Origin of the sequence: Gulosibacter sediminis (genome assembly GCF_014904065.1) — a bacterium.
In the GTDB taxonomy this organism is placed as follows: domain Bacteria; phylum Actinomycetota; class Actinomycetes; order Actinomycetales; family Microbacteriaceae; genus Gulosibacter; species Gulosibacter sediminis.
Map to the genome: position 1 here is coordinate 83 of NZ_JACXJG010000006.1, position 15,984 is coordinate 16,066.

General features: G+C 67.5%; 13 protein-coding genes, 2 tRNA genes and 1 pseudogene. 6 read left to right on the top strand and 10 right to left on the bottom strand.

Annotated features, from left to right (window positions below; all coding sequences use genetic code 11):
- The first annotated feature begins 110 nt into the window (after positions 1-110).
- The gene (locus ID132_RS03355) at positions 111-443 is read left to right on the top strand and encodes a cupin domain-containing protein (RefSeq protein WP_125106404.1); all 333 of its coding nucleotides are present in this window, start codon (positions 111-113) and stop codon (positions 441-443) included.
- Positions 444-592: 149 nt separating this feature from the next.
- Here the strand turns inward: ID132_RS03355 and ID132_RS03360 are convergent.
- The 5 genes and pseudogenes from ID132_RS03360 to galU form a co-directional block, all read right to left on the bottom strand.
- Positions 593-657, bottom strand: a tRNA-Ala gene (locus ID132_RS03360).
- A gap of 1,249 nt (positions 658-1,906) precedes the next feature.
- Positions 1,907-3,166 carry a hypothetical protein gene (locus ID132_RS03370; RefSeq protein WP_235988275.1) on the bottom strand — a complete coding sequence of 420 codons (1,260 nt, stop codon included), beginning with the start codon at positions 3,164-3,166 and terminating at the stop codon, positions 1,907-1,909.
- A gap of 163 nt (positions 3,167-3,329) precedes the next feature.
- A pseudogene (locus tag ID132_RS15100) lies at positions 3,330-3,809 on the bottom strand (TMEM164-related integral membrane acyltransferase); the annotation flags it as partial.
- Between the two features lie 159 nt (positions 3,810-3,968).
- A complete protein-coding gene (locus tag ID132_RS03380; RefSeq protein WP_125106408.1) occupies positions 3,969-4,604 on the bottom strand; it encodes a GNAT family N-acetyltransferase in 636 nt (211 codons plus the stop codon).
- Between the two features lie 2 nt (positions 4,605-4,606).
- A complete protein-coding gene (gene galU / locus ID132_RS03385; protein ID WP_193127854.1) occupies positions 4,607-5,548 on the bottom strand; it encodes a UTP--glucose-1-phosphate uridylyltransferase GalU in 942 nt (313 codons plus the stop codon).
- A gap of 43 nt (positions 5,549-5,591) precedes the next feature.
- Between galU and ID132_RS03390 the strand changes: the two genes are divergently transcribed.
- On the top strand, positions 5,592-6,173 hold the full coding sequence (locus ID132_RS03390) for a 5-formyltetrahydrofolate cyclo-ligase (RefSeq protein ID WP_193127855.1): 582 nt from the start codon (positions 5,592-5,594) through the stop codon (positions 6,171-6,173).
- A gap of 169 nt (positions 6,174-6,342) precedes the next feature.
- A complete protein-coding gene (gene mscL, locus ID132_RS03395; protein ID WP_125106412.1) occupies positions 6,343-6,738 on the top strand; it encodes a large conductance mechanosensitive channel protein MscL in 396 nt (131 codons plus the stop codon).
- A 7-nt stretch (positions 6,739-6,745) separates the two neighbouring features.
- On the opposite strand, the gene ID132_RS03400 is transcribed toward mscL, so the two are convergent.
- Genes ID132_RS03400 through ID132_RS03410 form a run of 3 tightly spaced genes read right to left on the bottom strand, consistent with a single transcriptional unit; the run spans position 6,746 to position 12,309 of the window.
- Positions 6,746-8,056 carry an MFS transporter gene (locus tag ID132_RS03400; RefSeq protein WP_193127856.1) on the bottom strand — a complete coding sequence of 437 codons (1,311 nt, stop codon included), beginning with the start codon at positions 8,054-8,056 and terminating at the stop codon, positions 6,746-6,748.
- 6 nt (positions 8,057-8,062) lie between these two features.
- On the bottom strand, positions 8,063-8,254 hold the full coding sequence (locus tag ID132_RS03405; RefSeq protein ID WP_193127857.1) for a hypothetical protein: 192 nt from the start codon (positions 8,252-8,254) through the stop codon (positions 8,063-8,065).
- Entirely contained in the window at positions 8,251-12,309 is a 4,059-nt protein-coding gene (locus ID132_RS03410; protein ID WP_193127858.1) for an AAA family ATPase, read from the bottom strand. Before ID132_RS03410 ends, ID132_RS03405 begins: the two co-directional genes overlap by 4 nt.
- An 87-nt stretch (positions 12,310-12,396) precedes the next feature.
- Here ID132_RS03410 and ID132_RS03415 point away from each other — a divergent pair.
- A tRNA-Arg gene (locus ID132_RS03415) sits at positions 12,397-12,468 on the top strand.
- Between the two features lie 59 nt (positions 12,469-12,527).
- On the opposite strand, the gene ID132_RS03420 is transcribed toward ID132_RS03415, so the two are convergent.
- Positions 12,528-13,946, bottom strand: coding sequence for an aldehyde dehydrogenase family protein (locus ID132_RS03420; RefSeq protein ID WP_125106415.1), 1,419 nt, complete (start codon positions 13,944-13,946; stop codon positions 12,528-12,530).
- Positions 13,947-14,101: 155 nt separating this feature from the next.
- Between ID132_RS03420 and ID132_RS03425 the strand changes: the two genes are divergently transcribed.
- Together ID132_RS03425 and ID132_RS03430 are read left to right on the top strand one after the other, a co-directional pair.
- Positions 14,102-14,770: an AIM24 family protein gene (locus tag ID132_RS03425; protein ID WP_193127859.1), complete on the top strand. Its 669-nt coding sequence runs from the start codon at positions 14,102-14,104 to the stop codon at positions 14,768-14,770.
- Between the two features lie 9 nt (positions 14,771-14,779).
- Complete coding sequence (locus ID132_RS03430; protein ID WP_125106417.1) at positions 14,780-15,289, top strand: SRPBCC family protein; 510 nt, start codon at positions 14,780-14,782, stop codon at positions 15,287-15,289.
- On the opposite strand, the gene ID132_RS03435 is transcribed toward ID132_RS03430, so the two are convergent.
- Positions 15,286-15,780, bottom strand: a complete 495-nt coding sequence (locus ID132_RS03435) for an HNH endonuclease (protein WP_125106418.1) — start codon at positions 15,778-15,780, stop codon at positions 15,286-15,288. The two genes, ID132_RS03430 and ID132_RS03435, sit on opposite strands and share 4 nt — an antisense overlap.
- Between the last annotated feature and the right edge of the window lie 204 nt (positions 15,781-15,984).

Sequence of the window (15,984 nt, forward strand, 5' to 3'; positions counted from 1 at the left end):
ATGCGTGTAACCCCTCGACGTGCTGAGATCATGGATAGCAGTCCACACTGCTGGGCCGGATAGTCCGACGAGGCGGCTACCGACAGTCCATCCCGAACGGAAGAGGCTCCGTGCAAAAAGTATCCCTACCAGCGTTGATGCGCCACCAACTGGAGATCGCCAGAAACGCGTCAAGCGGGCGCAGTGGCCATACCATTTACGGCGGCCACGAACATATCCTCCGACAAACGATGATCGCTCTGCGTGCCGGCTCCGAGCTTCACGAGCATGAGAACCCAGGCGAAGCAACCGTGCAGGTACTCCACGGACGAGTGACCCTCACTGGTCACGACGCCAGCTGGAACGGCTCCCCGGGCGACCTGATGTTCATACCCGATGCCCCGCACGGGCTGGAAGCAGTCGAAGACTCGGTGGTGGTCTTGACGGTGGCGAAACGGCCATGAGCCTGCCCGTCAACCACTGCCCATAACACTCGGAGAGCCTGCCGCCAGCGTCTTCGCGTCCGGCAGCGGCAGCACCGCAGACGATCCCGGCCCGAACACGAAACTGCCCCGCCATCAGACGGGGCAGGTTTCGATTTTCTCAACTTACGTGGACCTAAGGGGATTCGAANTTCTCATTGCGAACGAGACGCGCTACCAACTGCGCCATAGGCCCTTACAACAAGAGTCAACGTTACCATCCGTTTCGCGACAGCGCGAAATCGATGGCGGCCACCCACGCGCCCGGGCGAACTGACACCAACGCCAAGAGGCTCGCGCCGCGCGGGCGAGGCACGAACAATATGGGAATGTTGGCCTACTAAACCCCGCCCAATAGTCCTGCGCCCCTTGGAGACTCGGGCGATTCGACGGACGAGCAGTCAGTCTTAACCGTTGCCCAGGCCGTTGCCGGCGCCGTTACCGGTGTCGTCACTGGTCGGATTGGGCTCCGGGTCAACCGGGTCCGACGTGGGCTCCGGGTCGCTGCCACCTCCACCGATGCCGCCGGTCTCGGCGGGCTCCTCGGTCTCTTCGGGGGCCTNTGGCTCTTCCGTCTCCTCGGGCGTTGTGCTCGGGGTGGGATCCTGCGTCGCCTTCGGCGAGGGAGCCACATAGGTCACACGGTTCGCGTAGTGCTCGTCGCGAGCGTCACCCAGCGCAGTCGCCAACTGAATCACCGCATTCGCGATCTGGTCGAGTTGCCCTCCACCGAGTGCCGTGTTGACTTGCTCGGCGGCCGTGTCGATCTCGGTCGAGGTGTCCCAGTTCATCGCCGACCAATTGGCCTTGTGCTCGGGCACCATCGACACGAGCTCGGGCGCATAGGTGCCCGTGAAGTACGAAATCGAGTCATCCGAAAGCGACTGCGTCTCGCTAGCATTGTTGTCGATCACCGACGACGATACGGCCTCGATGCGCTTCTGCATCTCGTCGCTCGTCTCGTTGGAAACGAATGCCGACGACATCGCGTAGGCACCGAGCACGGGGCTCGACGAATCTGCCGCCGCCTGCACATCGGCGTCAATGACGACCACGTTCACGGGCTGCACGCCAGCGGCATCCGCCGCGGCGAGCGCCTCTCGCCGGTTCGCACCGACAAACGAGATGAGCATCGGCAGCACAATCACAACAACGAGCACGACGACGAGCAGCGTGACGAGGTTGACGCGGCGCTGCTGCGAAGAACTCCGCCAACGCGCGCCCAGACCACCGGTGGCCGCACGGGCATTCGACGCCCCGGTGCGCCCACGGTCACGGCCCTGGGAAGTGAACAGACCCGACTCAACCTGCACCGGATCACCGCTGGTCTGGTCGAACGGATCCGGACCTTCGCGTCGCGCCATCGAGTGCCTGCCAACCTTGTTGCTGATTATGGGAGTTGCCGGTCGCCACGAACGACAACCGTCAACCGCTCATCCTACTGACTAACCCGCGCGACGGCGACGAAGCACGGCATCCAAGTCGTCGTAGTCGCCGACGCCTGCATCTTCAACGATCGCGTCGACGTCGCCCATGTGGCTCCACTCGCTCGCACTGCCGACGGTAATCGGGCGGATGCGCTGCACGCCATTCGGCAGGCTCGCAACGTCGCGGTGCGCGTCACGCAGGGCCTGCGTCGAGCGGTCCGACTCCTCACGCAGGAGCTGCGCGAGATCAGCATCCATCTGATCACGCTTGCTGCCTGGGCCATCGGGCCCACCGTCGGGGCCGCCCTGGGGCCTGCCAAGCTCGGCTGACGTCGCCCGGCCAAGATAGAGCGGCTTCGGCAGCGGCACGGGCGTCCACGAGTTCGCGGGAGCCGGCGCAGCGTCCGTGCGCGTCTCGACATCGAAGAAGATGAGGTCGCGCTGCTTCGGCTGCGCCTCCGCGATCTCCTCAAGTTGCTCGGCGATCTCCTGCGCCTCAGGTGCGGCCACGACGACTTCGTCCTGCTGCGCGAGCCACACCGAATTAATGCGAGAAAGCATCCAGGCAGCGCCAACCGCCGCCGTGACGCCGAACACCAGCAGCGAAATACCGAGCCCACTGAGACCGACGACCAGGCCAATCACGGCAAGCAGCAGACCAGACGCGCCCACGCCGGTTGCTGTGAGGCGACCGCGCTGGCGACGCTTCGCCGCCTCGCGCGAGCCGGCGAGCCGGGGCACCTGCCCCGTAATCTTGCGCTCGACCGCGCGCTCCGAGCCCGACGAGCCGCCGGCCCAGCGCTCCTGCGCAGTTTCGCACGTGCCGCGAATCTCTGCCTCACGCTGCGCCGCGCGAGCCGCTGCCGCCCGCGCCCGAGCAGCGGCCTCACGTCGTGCAATTGCGTCTGCCATCTCCGCCTCCGCCGCCTCTCGTTCTTGCTTGCTTGCCCGCGCCTCGGCCAGTTCTAGCCGGGCGGATGCCTCTCGTTCTGCCGCCTCCGCGCGCGCCTGCTCGCGCACCGCGTCGGCCTCGAGCTGACGCGCCCGCTTCAGCTCGCGGCGCTGCGTGCGTACCTCGCGGGCGTTCGCCTCGAGCTCGTAGACCTCGGGGTGAGCGGCAGTCTGCGCGAGCGCGCGAATCGTCTGCTGCAGTCGCACCGCATTTCGTTCGGTCGCCCGAGCGTTGTGCTCGCGCACCCACGTCGGCACGTAAAATCCGACGGCAAGCAGCGCGATCAACGCGAGCGCGAGACTGCTTGCCCCTCCGAATTCCTGCATGCGACCACGCTAGGGGGCCGCCCGATCGTTGCGGCGGATTGTTCTGGGAGTGTCTGGTGTGACGTATGTGGTTTCCCAGGTATTTCGCAGTTTCCCGCGCCCGCGGGCGAACGGCCACGTCATCAGCGCCCACACACCCCCGACGAGCAGCAGCACGATCGNGCACGTACCAGGGCCACTCCGGCATCACGTTCAGGGCGGATGCGGTCGCCGGCTTGTGCGCGAGGAACCCATAGTTGCCTCCTGAAACCACATTCCCGACCCCCGCGACGACCGCCCACACCACCGCCGAGCCGAAGGCCCACCAGTACTCGCGCCACGTGGGTCGATACCCATAGCCCCAAACGATCACGATCGCCGCGAGCTGCACGAGCAGATGAAAGCTCCAGTAATCGACAAACTCCGCCGGGGCCGACACGTAGTAGTTCAGCGACGGGGTCACGACTGCCTGCAGGTTCAGCGTGAGACCCCAGAAGAACAGCAGCGCAAGCCACAACCTCCGCCGCGTGATCAGTGCCAAAGCGGCAATGAGCCGCAGCGCATCCGAGTAGTGCAGCGGCAGCGACTCCCCCGGGTTCCAGTTCTCGGGCAGCACCCCCCCAGCCCCACCACCCGATCGACCAGGCGAGCAGCACCCACCCACACCTGCGATACACGCGCGCCTCGCGCTCAGTACCGCGGATGCGTCGGGCCAGCGGCACGCATACGGCCACGAGGACGACGAGCAATGCCAGCATCAACCAGTGCGCTGCCCCGTAGCTCGGCATCGAGCCGGAAATCTCGCGCAGGGCCGCCGCCCGAACTACGCGAGCGGTCCCGTTTCGGGCCGCACCGCGACCCGCTCGTCGACCTGGCCCGCCCGCCAGCGCGCCAGCACTCCCTGCGGCACCTCATCGCGCACGAGCCCGAAGCAGTAGTGGTCGCGCCAGTCACCATCGATGTGGATGTATCGGTCGCGGCGCCCCTCGTATCGAAACCCCAGTTTCTCGACGACCCGCAGCGACGGACCATTCTCGGGACGAATGCAGATCTCGACCCGGTGCAGGCCCAACGCGCGAAAGCCGTAGTCGGTGGCCATCGCCACGGCGCTCGGCGTGAACCCGCGACCCGCAACGCTCTGCGAGACCCAGTACCCAATCGTGCCCTGCAGCACGGCGCCCCACTGGATGTTCGACATCGTCAGCTGGCCTACCAACTGCCCTTCAGCCTCGAGTACCCACGGCACCGCAACGCGTTGCGCCGACTGCTCGAGCAGCGAGCGCACCGCGCCCCGCACGTTCCAATTACCGGAGCCACCCGGCAGCGTTGCTTCCCAGGGCTGCAGCCACGGCCGGTTCTCGAGCAACACACGTTCGAGCTCCCGCGCATCGCGGGTGCGAAGCGGGCGCAGCGTGAGCTCGCCGTCGTTCAGCGCGGGATGCTCCACCCCGGCGAACATGACTAGTTCCCGTTCTTCGTCTGCTGCGCGAGCTGCTGCGCGTACTGCTGAATCCACTCGCGCACCGCGGGGCCGTGCTCAGCGTTCGCGATCGCGAGCTCGACGTTCGCCTTGAGGTACTCGAACTTGTTGCCGGTGTCGAAGCGGCGGCCACCGTAGACGAGGGCTACGACACCGCCGGTTTCCTCACGGTTCGCGGCCATCTCGACGAGGGCGTCGGTGAGCTGAATCTCGCCGCCGCGCCCGGGAGGAGTGTTCTCGAGAATCTCGAACGCCTCTGGGCGGAGCACGTAGCGACCAATCACCGCGAAGTTCGACGGGGCATCCTCAACGGCGGGCTTCTCGACGAGCGAGTTGACCCAGTAGGTCGGCCACTCGAAGTCGCCGGCGCTCTTGAACTCGCCGTCGACGAGCTGCGGGGCGACGACGCCATACGACGACACCTGCTCCTGCGGCACCTCCTGCACCGCAACAACGCTCGCGCCGGTCTCGCGGTGCACGCGCACCATCTCGCGCAACAGCTGACCGCCCTCGGCAATGATGTCGTCACCAAGCAGCACGGCAAACGACTCGTCGCCGACGTGCTGGTGGGCACGGTACACGGCGTGGCCGAGGCCAAGCGGGCTGCCCTGGCGCAGGTAGTGCACATCGGCGAGGTTGCTCGCCTGGCGCACGGCCTCGAGCTTGTGCTGGTCGCCGCGCTCCTCGAGCGCCGACTCGAGCTCAAGCACGCGGTCGAAGTGATTCTCGAGCGGCGTCTTGTTGCGCCCCGTCACCATGAGAATGTCGGTCAGGCCCGCCTCAACGGCCTCCTCGACCACATACTGGATCGCGGGCCGGTCGACGACCGGAAGCATCTCCTTCGGCATCGCCTTCGTTGCCGGCAAGAATCGGGTGCCGAGACCAGCTGCGGGGATGACCGCCTTGTTCACCTCAAACGTCATACCGTGCATCCTAACCATCCGCATTGACCGCTAGCGTTATCTCATGGCAAGCAAGTACGAGCTCCGCGCAACGGTGCGCGGCATGCGGCGGATGCGCGGCGAGACCGCCACCGCGGCCCTCGCCAGCAACCTCGCCGAGCAACTGCGGGGCCTCACCCGCATGTTCGACACCCGCGTGGTCGCCTGCTTCGCGTCGACGACCCTCGAGCCGCCTACCGGGGCCTTCCTCACCTGGGCGCGCGAGCACGGCGTGCGGGTGCTCCTCCCCCGCGCCTCCTCCGAAACCACCCTCGAGTGGTGCATCGACACGGGCGAGCTCACCGAGCATCCGCGGCTGCGCGTGCCCGAACCGCTCGGCCCAGCCCTCGCATCCGGCCTCGACACCGCCGAACTCCTGCTGCTGCCCGCGGCCGCGGCCGACCGAAGCGGCACGCGCCTCGGCTGGGGCGGCGGCTACTACGACCGGGCCCTCGCCGTGCTCGAGCCCGAGCAACGGGCCCGCCTCATCGCGGTCGTGCACGACGACGAGGTGTTCGAACGACTGCCCAGCGAGCCCCACGACGTGCGCGTGGCGGGCATCGTGACCCCATCGATGTATCTCGATACACGCGCCAATTCCAGCTAGCCAGCGACCCAAATTCCGATGAACTGTGCGGCGTGTCGCACTTGTTTATTCAGCGCAGGGTTATGCTCAGACCGCTGCTGCGATGATTGCGCCCGGCCGCAAACTCGGCGGGTGCGCCCTCTCCCCGGTAGCCGGACATCACGATATTTCCGACTCACAAGGAGGAGCCATGCAAGGCTTCAAAGAATTCATCATGCGGGGCAATGTCGTCGAACTTGCCGTCGCGGTCATCATCGGCACTGCATTCACTGCGATCGTCAACGCGCTCGTTGAGGGCATCTTCAACCCGCTCATCGCCGCAATGTTCAACGCTGACCAGCTCGCCAGCGCCGTGTGGCAGGTTGGCCCCGTCGCCTTCGGCGTCGGCCAGGTCATCGCCGCCGTCATCAACTTCCTGCTCATCGCGCTCGTCGTCTACTTCGTCATCGTCCAGCCGATGAACAAGTTGAACGAAGCCATGTACATCCGCAAGCACGGCCACCGCCCAGAAGAGGAAGAGGCCGTGGCGACCGAGACCGACCTGCTCGTCGAGATCCGCGACCTGCTCGCAACCCGTCAGCAGTAGTCACTGCTTACCGCACTGGGCTCGGCCGTTGGCCGGGCCCAGTTTCATGTCCGGGCAAGGTGTCGCGCGTGAATGCCCAGGCGATCCCAGGCAGCAACAGCACGACCGCCGCGACGACAAAGGCAAGTTCATAGCTCACGAAGTCGATGAGCAGGCCAGCGATCATCGGCCCCGCGATCTGCCCGAGGTCCTGCAGCATCTGGAACAGCGACAGCGCCCGCCCGCCCGAGCGGTTCGGCCCGATGATGTCGCCGACCGCGGCCTGCGACACCGGCCCGCAGAGCCCGCTGCCGATGCCGGCGACGAAGCTGACCAGCAGCACCACCCAAAGTTCGTGCGACCACACCATGGCGACCATCGCGGCCGACGACACGACGAGCCCGGCGAGAATAAGCGGTCGACGACCACGGTGGTCGCTCGCGCGGCCTGACCACTGCAGGATAAGCACCATGCCGATCGCCGCTGCGGCAACCACGAGGCCCGCGGCATACGGCTCGTCATTGACGACCTGGCTCACGAACAGCGGAATTACCGCCGCCCGCATGCCGAGGTTCGCCCAGCCATTCGCAAAGCCAAACAGCAGCGAGGTGCGATAGGCCGGAATCGCCAACGCCTCGGCGAACGTCATCGGCGGCAACTTCACCGCGCCAGCGCTCGCGCGCGACCGGCCGCCGCGCAGCAGCACGGCGACGATCACCGCAGCGACGACGAGCGCGCAGCCATACACAAAGAATGGCACGCTCATACCGGCCTGACCGAGGATCCCGCCGAAGATCGGCCCCGAGATGTTGCCGATGAGAAAGGTGCCCGACCACAGCGACGTGACGCGACCGCGGATGCGCGGGGGCGAGAACTTCACGACCATCGCCGACGCCGAGAGGGTAAAGAGCGCCGAGCCGATGCCGCCGAGCCCGCGGAAGATGAGCAGTTCGACATAGCTGCTCGCGAAGGCGGAGGCGAAGCTCGAGCCGGCGACGATGAGCAGGCCGGCGATGTACATCGGCCGCTCGCCAAAGCGGTCGACAAGGATGCCACCGACGGGCGCCGTGATGAAGCGCATGAACGCAAACGCGCTCACCACCACCGAGACGAGGAACGCGCCGACCCCGAAGCTCTCGGCATACTGCGGCAGCACGGGCACGACGAGCGCGAAGCCCACGGCCACGAAGAACGTCGCGCCGATGAGAATCCAGATCTCGCGCGGGATGCGGTCGGCCTGCTTCGCGGCGGCGGCGATCTCATCAAGTGGAATCTGCCCGGTCTCGGCGGCGACGAGTTCACGTTCTTCGTCGTCGCGCTCGGGGTGACGCGTGCTCATCGACACCTAAACGTTCACGTTGTGTGGCGGCACGTTGTCGCGCAGCCGGTCATCGTTGGCGGAGTCTTCCGCCTTGCGCGGCGCATCCCCCCACTGCTCGGGGCGGTCTTCGCCCGCGAGCTCGCGATAGGTGTCGGCCGGCTGCGGATCGCTGCCAGCGGGTGGCTCGGTGATCACCCGCCGATGCTTGCGCGTCACTCCGCCTCCGCTCGAGGCAGCTGCGGCTTGCCGCGCGTGAGCTCGGGCAGATCGGCCGCATCCTCGTCGGGGATCGGCACGTCAAGTGCGATCGCGATGCGCCGGGCCACGGCCTCGGGGTTCGCGAACAGCTCGAATGCGCGCACGCGCAGGTAGTACCAGCCGAGGCGCTTCAGCAGCTCGGGGCGCAAGCGCAGCGACTCGCGCAGCGTCGTGGTCGGCGCCGACTCGCCGGCCGCCACATCCATGTCGATGACAATGGCCCGGTTGCCGTACGACGCCGCGAGCGGAATTTCGCCGCGGAAGCCGAGTTCGACGCGCATCCCGAACGACGCGAGGCGGCGCGCGAGGTCGACGAGCATCGGCGCGTCGCCGCTGCCGTCGGGGTCGGAACCGCCGGGCTGCTCGGTGCGCTCACCGAGCTCGGTGAGGATCTCGGCGAGGCCGACGGTGCCGCGGGTCAGGCGTGACACCTCGAACTGGTCGGGGCGCACGCAGGTCACGATGACGAGCGAGCGACGCGCGCGTGTCATCGTGACGGCGAGCGCGCGCTCGCCGAGGGGGCTGCCGAGCACGCCGAAGTCCGAGAGCACGCGGCCGTGCGGCGTCACGCCGTAGCCGAGCGAGAAGATGACGCGGTCGCGCGCCTGCGCCACCGAGGCCTCGATGGTCGCGACGGTGAACGGCTCGTTGCGCGGCTTCGTGAAGAACTCGGCGAGGTCGCTGCGCTGCGAGACCGCCGACCAGATCGCCTGCTCGACGCGTTCGGCGTGCGCCGCCGACGCGCTCACAATCATGAGCGACTCGCGCGGGCGGTGGATGGCGTGGTCGAGCACGAGCTCAACGACGCGCGTCACCTCGGCGTCGGTCGCCTCGACGGTGCCGGTGCGGCGGTCGGGCAGGCCCGTGCCGCCGGGCACATACGAGTAGGTGAGCGAGGAGTGCCCGAGGAACGCGCCGGCCCAGGGCATCGAGTGCAGCCGGCCGCCGTAGAAGCGCTCGTTGACGAGCTCAGTGAGGTCTTCACCGCCTGCCCGGTAGGACCGGGTCAGCGAGATGGTTGGCAGGAGCTTCGCGAGCTGCGCGTGTGCGGTGTCGTCGATGCTCGCCTCGACCTCGGCCTCGCTGCGGTTCACGCCCGGCTGCGGCTCGCTCGGCGGCAGCACGGCCACGCTGAACGGGGTCGGGTACTGCGTCACCGGGTCGCCGAAGGCGATCACCTGCGTGCCGCGACGGATCGCGCCGACGACCTCGGAGGTCTGCACGGCCGCGGCATCGACGAGCAGCACGGCGTCGAACTTCGCGCGCGGGTCGATGCGGGGCACGTCGTAGGGCGTCGTGATCCACACCTGCGACACCGAGCGCGAGAGGCCCGCCGCCTGGTCCACGAGCTGGCGCGAGGTCAGGCCGGGCGTGCGCAGCAGCTCTCGCAGCGAGTCCGCCTCCTCGGCGCGGTCGACGAGCGCGACCTTCCACGCCTGCGCGAGCTGCCAGGCGAGCTGGTCGGCGCTGGATGCGGTGTGCGCCTCGTCGACGACCCGGAAGTCGCTCTCGAGTCGCGTCAGCACGCGCGTGTTCGCGTTGAGCAGCGCCTTCTCGTTCGCGAGCTGCTCCTCGAGCACCGACTGCCACCAGGCGAGTTCGAGCTCGTCCTCGACCTCGTGGGGCTCGAGGTGGCGCTCACCGAGGTCGTCGAGCAGTTCGCCGAGGCCCTGGCCACGCAGCTGCTCGTTGAGGGCGAGCCGATCCACGGCGTTGTCGAGCACCTCTGACTTTGCGGCGAACTGCTGCAGGCGCTCCTCGAGCTCGTCGAGCTTCGTTTCGGCGAGCGTCGTCTTGCCGGCGTCGCCGAGGGGCGCGTCGACGATCTGCACGAGCGCATTCACGTCGCGCCACTCCGAACGCATGCGGTCGATGCCGGTCGGCACGTTCGGCTGCGCGGCGTCGCGCACGTAGCGGTGCCACATGATGCGCTGGCGCTGCACGTACTTGAGCGACTCGTGCAGCTCGTTCACGGTGACGCCGGGGCGCACGAACTCGCGCGAGTAGTTGCGCAGTTCGCGGCGGCGGGAGGCCGACATGTCGCTGCCTTCGCGGCGCGGGCCGGTCGCCTCGATGAGCTCAGAAAGGTCGGCGTCGAAGATCTCGGGCGTGAAGCGGTCGAGCGTCTCGCGAATGTCTGCGAGCAGCCGCAGGTAGATGCCGAGCTCAGCAAAGGTCTCGGGGGCGCGGAGGTTCGTCTGCTCGATGAGTTTCTCGCCCGAGCGCAGCAGCTCGCTCGTGCGGCCGTCGGCGAGGCGAACGGCGGTCGAGTGCACGTGCTCGACCTCGTCGGTGCTCTGGAAGCCGAGCCCGTACCAGGGCGACTCGTCGTGCGAGAAGCGGAATTCCCCCAGCTCGGCGAGGTCGCGCATCTGCTCGGCGACGCCGGCGCGCTTCGCGGGCTCGCGCAGCGCGACGAGCTGCTCGTGGCCGAGGCGCGCGGTCGTCGACGGCGGCACATCGCGCAGTTCGAGACGGCTGAGTTCCTCGAGCGCGTCGAGCGGCGACACCCCGAACTCGGGGTGGTCGGTCGTCAGCGCGCTGCGGTAGTCGGCGAGCACGCGACGCAGGCGCACGAGCGCGTCGTCAAGGTCGGCGGTGTTCGGGCGATCGGCACGCTCGTTGCGCGAGATCGCGGCGATGACGTCGCGGCGCAGCGTACGCGACGTCACCGCGAGGCCCTCGAGCCCCACGTGCTTGAGCCGCGCGCGGATGGCCCGAATCGAGGCGATGCGAGGCGTCACGACGAGCACGCGACGGTCGCGGTCGACGAGGTGGCCGATCGCGTTGACGACAGTCTGAGTGACACCGGTGCCGGGCAGGGTCTCGACGACGAAGCTCGAGCCGCCGAGGATCGCGTCGACGACGCGCTCCTGCTCGGTGTCGGCGTCGAGCAGCAGCCGGTCGGATGCTGGGTCGCGGCGGTCGGGGTCGATCGACGTCTCGGCGCTGATCGGCCGCGCGAGCCGCGCCCGCGCATCCCGGTCGCCCGCAAGCGCGTCGAGCACTGGGTGCCGCAGTTGCTTGGCGTCGTCGAGCATGGCGCCCGAGAAGTCGGCAAAGGTCGAGAGCGCCGCCATCGAGTCAATCTCGAACTTCGGCAGGTTCGCCCCGGCCTCACGCACGTACTCGAACGCGGCGTCGGGGAACAGCGAGCCCGAGTCGCCGAGCCGGGTCTGCAACTCGCTCGCGCGCACGGTCACGCCGTCGTCGAATAGCGCACGCAGCAGCGCGATGTTCGGCTGCAGCTTGCCCCGCAGGCGAATCTCATAGTCGCGGCCGAGGCGACGCAGGGTCGCGGTGCGCAGGAAGATCGGGGCGTGGAGCTCCCCGTCGCTCGAAAGCCAGCTCGCAAACCCGATCGCGAGTTGCACGCAGCTCAGCCCGCGCCCCGCCTCGAGCTCGGCGCCGCGACGCGCGACGAGACCCGCTGCCTCGAGGGCGGTGCGGAAAGCGATCGGCTCGCGCACGAGACTCGAGAGCATGACGGGGCGCCGCGCAAGCAGCGTCGCGATGCCCGAGGGGTGCGCCGTCGTCAGGTCGATGTAGGTGCCCCGGCGAGCCGCGAAGTTGCGCAGCGGCGAGGTGCCGCCGAGCTCGGCAATTTCTTCGCGCCAGCGCACGTGCGTGTCGCCGATGTTGACCGGCTGCGCCGCGACGGGTGACGTCTCGGGTGCGGCAAACTCGCTGTCGGCCGGCGCTTCGGAGCTCGCTTCTGCTTCCCGCTCCTCTACCTCGACCGCCGGCAGCGTCGGCATCGGCGCAAACGCGGTGGTGTCGGTCGGCTCGGGCGTCTCGTCGGCAGGCTTGGTCGCCCGGGTGGCGCGCGCCTGATTAATCCACTCGGTCGGGCGATCACCAACCGCGACGCCGTCCTCGAGTTCTCGCTCGCGCTGCTCGCGTTCGAGAATGGGTTCAGTCGCGCTCGCCTCCTTGCGATCGCGCTCCGCCGAGACGTCGACGGTTGCTTCGTCGTTGTTCTTGGCGTTCTGCCTCCGGAAAATGCCCCACACAGGTTTCAACCTAGGCGACGTTGCCCGGTGATTGCCGCAGTGCCCGTGGAGTTTCATGCATTCGCGGGCCCGCTACGATTGCAGTGCGCCTTCGTAGCTCAGTGGATAGAGCATCCCTCTCCTAAAGGGTGCGCGCGGGTTCGATTCCCGCCGAGGGCACACAGCGAAACCGCGGCCCCACTCAAACGAGTGGGGCCGCGGTTTGTTCGTGACGGCGATTACGCCTTGGGGATCGTGATGACGTGCGGCTGGCCGAGCGCCTTGAGACCGGCGGTGCCGAACTCGAGGCCGTAGCCCGACGCCTTCGCGCCGCCGAACGGGATGCGCGGGTCGATCGCGCCGTGCGCGTTGATCCACGTCGTGCCGGCCTCGAGCTGGCGGGCGACCTCGACGGCCTTCGCCGTGTCGGAGCTCCACACGCTCGAGCCGAGGCCAACCTCGAGGCTGTTCGCCCACTCGATCGCCTGGTCGAGCGAGTCGTACTTGATGATCGGCAGGGCCGGGCCGAACTGCTCTTCGGCCACGAGCGGGTTGTCGTTGCTGATGTTCGACACGATCGTGGTCGGGTAGAAATAGCCGGGAGCCGACGCATCCGGGTCGCCGCCGACGTTGATCGTCGCGCCGCCGTCGCGGGCTGCGTTGACGAGGCGGTCCACGACCTCGTACTGGCCCTGGTTCTGCAGCGGGCCGAGCACGTTCTGCTCGTCGAGGCCGTTACCCATCGGCATGTTCTTCGCGACCTCGACGAGCGCCTCAACGACGTCGTCGTAGATCTCGGCCGGAACGTAGAGGCGCTTCAGTGCAGCACAGGTCTGGCCGGTGTTGATGAACGCGCCCCAGAAGAGGTCCTCTGCGATTGCCTTGGCATCAACATCGGGCAGCACGATGCCCGCGTCGTTGCCGCCGAGCTCGAGGGTGACCCGGGCGATGTTCTCGGCGGCGTCGCGCGCGATGATGCGGCCGACCTCGGTCGAACCGGTAAACATGACCTTACCGATCTTCGGGTGGCCCGTGAGCGCCGCGCCGACCTTGCTGTTCGCCGGCACGACGATGAGCACGTCCTCGGGCAGCGCCTCGTTCATGACCTTCGCAAGCGCGAGGACCGACAGCGTGGTCGAGCTTGCGGGTTTCGAGACAACCGTGTTGCCCATGCGCAGCGACGGCGCGAACTGCCAGATGGCGATCATCATCGGCCAGTTCCACGGGTTGATCGCGGCGACGACGCCGATCGGGTCGTAGTGGAGCTCGGCACGCTGCGTGTCGTCCTCCATGACGACCTCGGGCTCAAGCTCAAAGGCCGCGGTCGCGCGCAGCCAGCTCACGCACGCGCCGACCTCGAAGCGGGCGTTTGGGCCGTTGAGCGGCTTGCCCTGCTCGCGCGACAGGAGCACGGCGAGTGCCTCGCTCGACGCCTCGATCGCATCCGCCGCCTTGTTCAGGTAGTCGCTGCGCTCGGCATGGGACAGCTTGGCCCACGACTTCTGCGCGGCTTCGGCACGGTCGATCGCCGCATCGAGGTCTTCCGACGCGGCAACGGGCACCTGTGTGAATGCCTCACCGGTGCTCGGATCGATAACGTCTCGACCGCCGCTTGCGGGCTGCAGCGCGGCAATGAGTTCGTCAGCAGTAGAGAACATGGACCCTCGTTTCATCGACGTTGATGGTGTTTGGCCAGCCTATGTCCGCCCCCTGGAGTAATCCGCCTCCACCGCAAGGGGTGCACCGGCGGGCAAGCAGTGAGCGCACCTGGTCAACGCGTGTATAACTTGCTGCAGAACGAAAGGAATACACCATGCGCAGCCCAATCTTTGACAAGGACAACTTTCGCGACCCGTCGACCGACCGTTGGGTGCTCGAGAGCAGCCGACTGCTACGCACGGGCTTCGGCCCCGGTGTGATAGCGCGCAAGGGCGTCATGGTTGCTTACCGCGGCGGGCTCGACTTCGCCCACCAGGGCTCCAAGTCGGTGGGCCAGTTCTTCAAGAAGCAGTTCACGGGCGAGGGCAAGGGCCTCATGCACGTGACCGGCCAGGGCGAGGCATGGTTCGCGAACCGCGCCCAGCAGGTCTTCATGATGGAGGTCGAGAACGAGGGCATCACCCTCAACACCGACCACCTGCTCGCGTTTGACGACACCCTTCAGTACGAGCCGCGGATGCTCGGCAACGCTGGCTTGCTCGCCGGCGGCCTGTTCAATCTCGAGATCGGCGGCAGCGGTACGGTTGCGCTGACGTCTGACGGCACACCCTTCGTGCTCGACGCAAGCCAGGGTCCGGTGTTCACCGATCCGCAGGCCACCGTCGCGTGGTCGGCCAACCTCCAGCCGACGCTGAAGAATGACTTCAAGATGGGCTCGCTCATCGGCCGCGGCAGCGGCGAGGCGTTCCAGTTGGCTTTCCACGGCCAGGGATTTGTCGTGATCCAGCCCTCCGAGGGGTGGCCCGTGCAGGCCGCTTCGTAGACTGGGGGCATGTCGCAGTCGTACGAAGTCACGGCCACCGTTCCACTCACTCCCGAAGAAGCGTTCGCGCTCGCGCACACGCTCGGTCCCGACCGCACGGCGTGGGACACGCGTGTCGTCAAGCAGCTTCTGCTGCGCGATGCGACGAGACTCGGCAGCGGCGCGCAGGTGTTCGTGCGGCTCGACGATGGGCTGCGATTGATCCAGGAGTACGACCACTGGATGCCCGGCCAGCTCTCGAGCACGCGGCTCGTCAAGGGGCCGTGGTGGCTCGAGAGCTACGGTGAGGGCTGGCACTTCGCCCCGACTGACGGTGGCACCCGAGTGACCTGGAAGACGACCTTCCGTCACCGACTCCCCGTGTTCGGGCCGCAGGCCGAGCAAGTCATGCTCGTGAAGCTCCGCGCGCTGCTCGAAGCACGCATGGACGACTTCCGCGCCGCCGCCCGCGACGTCGAGCTCGTCGAGCGCGCGACCGCGGGGTCGCTCCCCCACGGCGCGCGCCACCGCGACCGCTAAGCCGCGAGGTACGGGGCCCACTCCTCCGAGGAGTCCCGGTCGACCCCGCGCACGTGCCAGCCGTGGCTCAGTGGCGCCGCCGGGCGACACAGTAGCTGCCAGCCCATCTCCTCGGGCGTACGGTCTCCCTTGACGTTATTGCAACGCAGGCAGCACGCTACGAGGTTCTCCCACGAGTCGCGGCCCCCACGTGAGCGCGGCTGCACGTGGTCGATCGTGTTCGCGAAGCGACCGCAGTAGGCGCAACTGTTGTCGTCGCGACGTAGTACGCCCTTGCGTGACACGGGCATCCGTCGCGCCATGGGGATGCGCACGTAGCGCTTGAGCAGGATCACCCGCGGCCGGGAGAACTCCTGGTTCGTGGAACGTAGCGGCACTGTATCGTCGGCCTCGAGCAGGGCGGCTTTACCACCCAGCACCAGCACGAGCGCGCGGCGGTCTGAGACCACGGCGATTGGTTCGTACCCGGCGTTCAAAACGAGAGTTCGCATGCTTGCTCCTGGAATGCAGACAAAAAATGGCACTGCCACAAGGCAGTGCCATAACTAGACGCAGGCGCGATTATTCCATGGTGGAAATGGCGCTCGAAACCGGAGCAGGCGCGCGCCTGCGGCCTGACCTGACGACGTTGCAAGGTCATGACTGCTCCTTTCGGACTCGAGTCACCGGGGTGATCTGTGGAAGATGCTACTGCC